This is a genomic window from Brevundimonas sp. SPF441 (assembly GCF_009661015.1).
In the GTDB taxonomy this organism is placed as follows: Bacteria; Pseudomonadota; Alphaproteobacteria; order Caulobacterales; family Caulobacteraceae; genus Brevundimonas; species Brevundimonas vesicularis.
The window spans coordinates 21170-28365 of record NZ_WJWX01000033.1; the positions used below are offsets into that span (position 1 = coordinate 21170).

The window sequence follows — 7196 nt, forward strand, 5'->3', positions numbered from 1 at the left end:
GATGACGACGGAACCTCAGGCGGCCCAACCGGATCGCGGCCATTTGCTGCGCGTCTTGGGCGTGACGTTCGGCGTCGCCGTCGTGGTCGGCGGCGTCATCGGTCAGGGCATACTGCGTACCCCCGGCGTGGTCGCCGAGGGGGTTCAGAACTTCACGATCATCATCGCCCTGTGGTGCGTCGCCGGTCTGGTCGCCTGGATCGACGCCATGTCGACGGTCGAGCTGGCCGCCTCGATCCGCAAGACGGGCGGCCCCTATATCTTCGCCCGTCGCGCCTTCGGGTCTTTGACCGGCCTCGCCGTCGGCGTCTGCGACTGGCTGGGCAATATGGGCGGCATCGCCTTCATCGCTGTGGTCTTCGGCGAATATCTGCACCGACTGGGCGTCGCGACCAGCGTGCCGATCGGCGTCCTGGCCCTCTTGATCGTGGTCGTGGTGGGCAGTGTCCAATGGCTGGGGACCAAGGTCGGCGGTCGGTCGCAGGAGATCGGCAGCGCGGTCAAGGCGGCCCTGTTCACTGTGCTGATCATCGGCCTGTTCCTGGCGCCGCGCGGCGCGCCCGTCGCGACCGAGATCGCGCCGGCGACGGCGGCGGCCCTGACCTTCGGCGGCATCGTCATGGCCCTGCGGGCGATTTCTGGCACCTATTACGGCTGGAACAGCGCCTCCTACTTCTGCGAAGAGGTCGTCGATCCGGGCCGGACCATCGCGCGGGCGACCTTCTCGGGCATCGCCGTGGTGACGGTGATCTATGTGCTGGCCAACCTGGCCTATCTGAACGTCCTGACGCCGGCCGAGATGGCGGGCTCGAACCTCGTCGCCGCGGATGCGGCCGGTCGGGTGTTCGGCGATGTCGCCGGCCCCATCGTCACGGCCATTTCGCTGGTGTCGCTGGTGACGATCATCAATGCGATGGTCATGGTGTTCCCGCGCGTCCTGTTCGCCATGGCGCGCGAGTATCAGATCTCGGCCCTGACCCGGGTCGCCGCAAACGGCACGCCGCGTCTGGCCCTGATCGCGACCGTGCTGGCCGGCGGGCTACTGGCCACCATCGGGGTCTATGAGACCTTGCTGACCTTTTCGACGTCGCTGCTGGCGCTGATGAGCGTCCTGGTGAATGCGGCCGTCATCGTCCTGAGGGTGCGCGAGCCAAATCTGGACCGGCCGTGGAAGATGCCGCTCTATCCCCTGCCGGCGATCATCGCCCTGGCGATCAATACGACCCTGTTCGTGATCTTCGTGGTCGAGGATCCTTTGACGGCTGGAAAGGCCTTTGGAATGCTGGCGGTCCTGATCGGGCTGGCCTGGCTGCTGGTCCGGCGAAAGCGCGCTGCGGCCTGATCGGCGCGCCCGGTAAGACCCCGTTAACCTTGAAGCCGCAAGGCTGCCGCAAAGGTCGGGGACGGTGAGGCCAAGACCGGCGCGCCAGCCGGCCGTCCTCTCGTCGCCTTTCGGAGCGCCCTCCATGCATCGCCGCCAATTGATCCTTTCGGGCCTCGCCACCGCCGCCGGCGCCTCGTCGCTGGGCGCCTGCGCCTCGGCGCCGCCGCGCGATCCCAACTATCCGATCCGCTCGGACCAGACGGCCCAGGCCTACAGCTTCGACGAACTGGTTTCGGCCGGCTCGCGCGAGCTGGGCATCGCGGCCGAGGTCGTGGGCGGCGCGATCGAGCGCGTCTTCGCCGACCAGGGCGACCGCCCGACCGCCTATATCGCGGGCGAGGAAGGCTCCGGCGCCGTCGTTGTCGGCGCCCGCTACGGCCGCGGCGCCCTGCACATGAAGGACCTGTCGGCCTCTCAGGAAGTGTTCTGGCAGGGCGCGTCGGTGGGTTGGGACTGGGGCGGCAACGCCAGCCGCGTCTTCACCCTGGTCTATGGCCTGTACCACCCCGACATGATCTATCGCCGCTATCCCGGCATCGAGGGCTCGGCCTATCTGGTCGCGGGCCTGGGCGTGAACTATCAGCGCGCAGACGGCATCGTCCTGGCCCCCATCCGCACCGGCGTCGGCCTGCGCCTGGGCGCCAACGTCGGCACCATGAGCTATAGCCGCCAGCGCAATCTGCTGCCCTTCTAAGCGCGCTAGGCTCGCGACGCGGTCGCTCGCGGCTAGGGCGCGTGACTGCGCCCTAGCTCACCAATCGCAGCGGCGGCGGCGCGTCCATCAGCGTCGCCAGCCCCTCGCGGCAGCTGGGATAGGCGGGCCGCCAGCCCAGCTCGGCCTTGGCCAGGGCGTTCGAGACGCGCTTGGAATCCAGATAGAAGCGACGCATCGCCTCGCTGACGCTGTCGTCGGTCCAGTCCACCTGGGGCGGGCGGGGCAGGCCCATCCGATCCGCCGCCCATTCCATCACCACATCGGCGGGCGACGGTTCGTCGTCAGTCAGATTGTAGGCGGCGCCCGGTCGCGGCTGCGCCATCGACGCGAACAGGCCCGAGACGATGTCATCTACATGGATGCGGTTGAAGACCTGGCCGGGCTTTCTGACCAGCTTCGCCGTGCCTTCCTTGAGCCGCTCGACCACGCTGCGCCCCGGCCCGTAGAAACCGGGCAGGCGGAAGATCTGGACGGTCAGCCCCATCCCCTGCGCCCCATCCAGCCAATCGCGTTCGGCCCGGACGCGGCGTGCGCCCTCCAGATTGGCGGCGTTAAGCGGCCCGTCCTCGAACACCCATCCGCCGGCCCGGTCGCCATAGACGGAGGTGGAGGAGACATAACCGATCCAGTCGGGCAAGGCGTCGCCCGCCAGAGGCCCCAGGGCCCGCAGACCGGGACAGCCTTGGGCGTCCGGCGCGGCGGTGATCAGCACGGCCGTCGCCGCCTCCAGCGACGTCTTCAAGGCAGCCGCATCGCTGGGGTCGATGGCCATGATCCCCTCGGCCGCCAGGGCGCGACGCCGCTCGGGATCGCGCGAGGTGGCGGTCGCCCGTCCGCCGCGGCGTACGGCCTCCAGCGCCGCCGCCCGTCCCAGATAGCCGCCGCCGAAGACCAGCAGATCGAGGGGAGGGGAGGCGATAGGCATTACGAAACTCAGGCCGTCAGAACTTGGGAAGGCGGCGCGTCAACTGTCGGCCGCGCCTCATTTTCCAGCGCCTCCGCCCGGCGTTGGTTCCAGGCGGAGACGCACGGCACCCGACCCAGATCGGCCCGGTCGGCATAGCGGCGGGCGATGTCCGTGACCTCGTCCATCAGGCCTTGCGCCAGGGTGATCGGCTTCAACCCTAGATCCCGGAACTGGTCGTTGGCGACGACCAGATCGTTCTCGTCGGCCTCCTGACGCGGATTGGCGACATTATGGATTTCGGCGCCGGTCCTGTCCGCGATCATGGCCGCCAGATCGCGCACACGGCGGCTCTCGGTCATCTGGTTCAGGATCTTGACCCGGTCGCCTCGTTTGGGCGGGTTCTTTAGCGCCAGTTCGACGCAGCGCACCGTGTCCTGAATATGGATGAAGGCCCGCGTCTGGCCGCCCGATCCATGCACCGTCAGCGGATAACCGACCGCCGCCTGCATCAAAAAGCGGTTCAGCACCGTGCCGTAATCGCCGTCATAATCGAAGCGGTTGATCAGTCGTTCGTCCTGTTTGGTCTGTTCGGTCTGGGTGCCCCAGACGATGCCCTGGTGCAGGTCGGTGATGCGCAGGTTGTCATTGCGGGCATAGAACTGGAACAGCAGGGCGTCCTGCGTCTTGGTCATGTGATAGATGCTGCCCGGATTGGGCGGGAACAGGATTTCCTGCTCGGCGGGGCCGTTGTCGGTATCCACCGTCACCTTCAGATAGCCCTCGGGGATGCGCAGGCCTGCGGTGCCGTAGCCATAGACCCCCATCGTCCCCAGGTGCGCCAGGTGGACGTCCAGGCCGCTTTCGACGATGGCGGCCAGCAGATGGTTGGTGGCGTTAATGTTGTTGTCGACGGTGTACAGCTTGTGCCGCGCCGACTTCATCGAATAGGGGGCCGCCCGCTGCTCGGCGAAATGCACCACGCTGTCGGGGGCGAAGTCACGGATCAGGGCGACCAGGCGGTCGAACTCCTTGCCCACCGTCATGTTGACGAAGCCGATGTCGCGGCCGGAGACTTCTTTCCACGCCTTGATCCGCTCGCCCATGGTGCGGATCGGCGTCAGGGACTGGACCTCCAGCTCGTTGTCGATGTTGCGACGGCTCAGGTTGTCGACGATGGTCACGTCCCACCCTTCGGCCGACAGATGCAGGGCCGTGGGCCAGCCGCAAAAACCGTCGCCGCCCAGAACCAGCACGCGCATGGGATAGCCTCATCGTCGTCTCAAAGGTCATGCCTAGCCCAGCCGGCGGGCTTGGCAAAGCGGCGCTGTGCAGGGTTCGGTGCGACGCATTGACGAATATCGCTTGGAAAGGCCGCCCACTCGGGTTAAGTCTCTGCCGTCTCCCACTCAATCGCAGCTTTACGGGCGCATACCCGGCTGTTCGCGGCTTGAGCCGGCCATGACGGTCGGTCCCGAAAGGACCGGCGCACCATGCGGGCGACAAGGCATTCCGACAGTTCGACAATCGGGGATCGGCCCCGAGCGAGACGGAACCACGAAACGGACGGAACCGGCCTTCAGGCTTTGGTCCGCCCCTGCACACGGTAGCGCGAATGAGAGATTTCAAGGGCATGAAGCGTCAGCGCGGACGCAATCGGAACAAGGCGGGCGCCAATAACGCCAACAACGCCAATCCGAATCGTTCGTGGGATTCGCAAGGCCCCGAGAACATCAAGGTCCGGGGCAACGCCCAGACGGTGTACGAGCGCTATCAGCAGCTGGCCCGCGATGCGGCCTCCAGCGGCGACCGGGTGCTGGCCGAAAACTATCAGCAGCACGCCGAACACTATTACCGCGTCCTGCGCGCGCTCCAGCCGCAGCGGTCCTTCTCGGACATCGCCGCGCGCGAACAGTCCAACCAGGGCTTCGACATCGACTTCGAGGACGAATCCGGCGCTCAGGCCGCCGCCTTCGTCGCCGCCCAGCAGGCCGCCGACCGTCAGGCCGCAGAGGCCGCCGAGCGCGCCGAGCAGAACCAGAACCGCGATCAGAACCGCGACCGCGACTACAATCGTGACCGCGACCGCGACCGCGACCGTGACAACCGCGACCGCGACCGCGATCAGAACCGTGATCGTGACCAGAACCGCGACAGCCAGCAGCCGCGCGAACCCCGCGAGCCGCGCGAGGGCGACGAGGTCCGCGCCGAGGGCGAGGGCGGCGGTCGTCGCGAAAGCCGTCGTGAACGCTGGGAGCGTCGCCGCGAGGAACGCAATCGCCGCTTCGACAATCAGGACGGCGCCCAAGACGGCGCTGAGGGTGCCGCCCCTTCCTACGCCGAGGCCGACCGCGCCGAAGCCGTCAGCGAAGCGCCCGTCGCCGAGACGCCCGTCAATGCGCCTGTCGGTGAAGCCCCGAGCGTCGAGGCGCCGACCGCCGATGAACGTCCCGCACGCCGACCGCGCCGCACCGCCGCCGCTGTTGCGGCGGACGAGGGCGACGCCCCGACCGCCTTGCCGGGCTTTTTGACCCGTGCGCCGGTGTCGTCGGCCCCGGCCGAGCAAGCCGAAGGCGAGGCGGCCCCGCGTCGCCGTGCGCCGCGTCGCAAGCCCGAAGCCGCCGCAGCCAGCGAAGACTGATAACAACCCAAGCGAGTACGTTTACCTGAATGCAACTCAGACGCGTCAGTATGGCGCGTCGGAGGAGCGTCATGGATTTCGTCTTGCTTGTCTTGTCCCTGGCGCTGGCGGGAACCTGCGCGGGGATCTGGCTCTGGCTTCAAGCGCTCGGGGTCACCGAGGGCTTGCGTCGAGAGAACGCCCGGCTCGAAGCCCGCATCGCCCAGCAGACCCAAGGCCTGCGCCGCGCCCTGACGACGGCCGAGGGCGAGGTCGACCGCCTGACCGCCAAGCTACGGACGCGGGACGAGATCATGCAGGGCCTTGGGCGCGAACTGCGCAATCCCCTGACCACGATCATGGGCTTCGCCCAGTTGCTGCGCGCCGACGACCCGGTCGATCCCCTGACCGCGCGCCAGGCTCAGTCCGTGCGTCAGATCGAGGCCGCGGCCGGCGTCCTGCTGGCCCTGATCGAGGAAACCGAAGCCTTCATGACCGGCGGTGACGGCGGCGGTTCGCCTTCGCTGCACCGCGTCGATCTGCGTCTGGCGCTGCGTCAGGTTTGCGATGGGCTGGAGGCGCAGGCGCGAGAGGCGGGGGTGACGCTGGCCTGTCCGCCGCCTGCCCACGGCCTGTGCGTCATGGCCGATCCGGGCCAGATCCGCCGCATCCTGCGCCGATTGGTCGAGAACGCCCTGCGCCATTCGCCCGGCGGAGGCACAGTGCGCATGGAGATGTCGCGCGCTGAGGACCGGATCGTCATCGCCATCCATGACGCCGGCATGATCCCCGTCGAGGCAGGCGACGACCGACCGTTCCGCCCGTTGGATGGTCGCGACGCCAGAGGCGGCACCGCTCTCGGCGTCGCCTCGGTCCAGCGGCTGACCGAGCGGATGGGCGGCGCCCTGACCATGGCGCGCGACCCCGGTGCGGGCACGATCTTTTCGCTGAGTTTGCCGGCAGCCCACGCGCCGGGTCTGGCGTCATCGCGTCAGGCGGTGGTGCTCTATATCGAGGACAATCGCGCCAACATCGCCCTGATGCGCCAGGCGGCGAGCGGACTGGGCCTGACGCTGCACGCCGCGACGACGGGACCGGAGGGGCTGGATCTGGCGCGTGCGCTCAGACCCGACGTCATCCTGCTCGACATCGGCCTGCCGGACATGGACGGCTATGAGGTCAAGGCGCGGCTGGACGTCGATCCCCTGACGCGTCACGTGCCGGTCCTGGCGCTGACGGCGGCCGTATCGGCGCCGGACCGGGCGCGCGGCCGCGCGGCCGGCTTCGACGCTTGGCTGGCCAAGCCGCTGGATCTGGCGGCCCTGGCGGCGGCGCTGAATACGGCGCTGGGCGGCCCGGAGGTTGACGCCGACGGTCGCGAGAGGGCCTAAGAGGCTGAAAGTTCGCCTGATCGCCCCAAGGGAAGCGTCGATGTCCCGTTTCGTACCGTTCCGCTCGCTCGCGCGTCGCCTGGCGCCGCTGGCCGTCCTGTGCGCCGTCGCCAGGGCCGCCAGATCCAGCGGCTTGGCCAGCCAAGCGTCGAAGCCGGCCGCGCGGCCGGTCCGGCGCCGAT

At 68.4% G+C, this 7196-nt stretch carries 6 protein-coding genes; 4 read left to right on the forward strand and 2 right to left on the reverse strand.

Translation table 11 applies throughout. The features are described from left to right. Position 1: 1 nt before the first annotated feature. Both GGC30_RS14865 and GGC30_RS14870 read left to right on the forward strand, forming a co-directional pair. Positions 2-1342, forward strand: a complete 1341-nt coding sequence (locus tag GGC30_RS14865; RefSeq protein WP_153925739.1) for an APC family permease — start codon at positions 2-4, stop codon at positions 1340-1342. A 124-nt stretch (positions 1343-1466) separates the two neighbouring features. After that, positions 1467-2078 carry a DUF1134 domain-containing protein gene (locus GGC30_RS14870; RefSeq protein ID WP_017506335.1) on the forward strand — a complete coding sequence of 204 codons (612 nt, stop codon included), beginning with the start codon at positions 1467-1469 and terminating at the stop codon, positions 2076-2078. Positions 2079-2130: 52 nt separating this feature from the next. On the opposite strand, the gene GGC30_RS14875 is transcribed toward GGC30_RS14870, so the two are convergent. Then, positions 2131-3024 (reverse strand): SDR family NAD(P)-dependent oxidoreductase, encoded by an 894-nt coding sequence (locus GGC30_RS14875; protein ID WP_153925741.1) that lies wholly within the window; start codon positions 3022-3024, stop codon positions 2131-2133. Positions 3025-3032: 8 nt separating this feature from the next. After that, positions 3033-4265 carry an NAD-dependent epimerase/dehydratase family protein gene (locus GGC30_RS14880; protein WP_153925743.1) on the reverse strand — a complete coding sequence of 411 codons (1233 nt, stop codon included), beginning with the start codon at positions 4263-4265 and terminating at the stop codon, positions 3033-3035. 353 nt (positions 4266-4618) lie between these two features. On the opposite strand from GGC30_RS14880, the gene GGC30_RS14885 reads away from it, so the two are divergent. Both GGC30_RS14885 and GGC30_RS14890 read left to right on the forward strand, forming a co-directional pair. Continuing rightward, a complete protein-coding gene (locus GGC30_RS14885; protein WP_153925745.1) occupies positions 4619-5644 on the forward strand; it encodes a DUF4167 domain-containing protein in 1026 nt (341 codons plus the stop codon). A gap of 83 nt (positions 5645-5727) precedes the next feature. After that, on the forward strand, positions 5728-7014 hold the full coding sequence (locus GGC30_RS14890) for a hybrid sensor histidine kinase/response regulator (RefSeq protein ID WP_194943612.1): 1287 nt from the start codon (positions 5728-5730) through the stop codon (positions 7012-7014). The last annotated feature ends 182 nt before the right edge of the window (positions 7015-7196 follow it).

What these genes read in the sequence shown, in the direction of transcription:
- GGC30_RS14885 (WP_153925745.1), top strand. Translation starts at nt 4,619, where the DNA reads ATGAGAGATTTCAAGGGCATGAAGCGTCAGCGCGGACGCAATCGGAAC.
- GGC30_RS14875 (WP_153925741.1), bottom strand. Translation starts at nt 3,024, where the DNA reads ATGCCTATCGCCTCCCCTCCCCTCGATCTGCTGGTCTTCGGCGGCGGC.
- GGC30_RS14870 (WP_017506335.1), top strand. Translation starts at nt 1,467, where the DNA reads ATGCATCGCCGCCAATTGATCCTTTCGGGCCTCGCCACCGCCGCCGGC.
- GGC30_RS14865 (WP_153925739.1), top strand. Translation starts at nt 2, where the DNA reads ATGACGACGGAACCTCAGGCGGCCCAACCGGATCGCGGCCATTTGCTG.
- GGC30_RS14880 (WP_153925743.1), bottom strand. Translation starts at nt 4,265, where the DNA reads ATGCGCGTGCTGGTTCTGGGCGGCGACGGTTTTTGCGGCTGGCCCACG.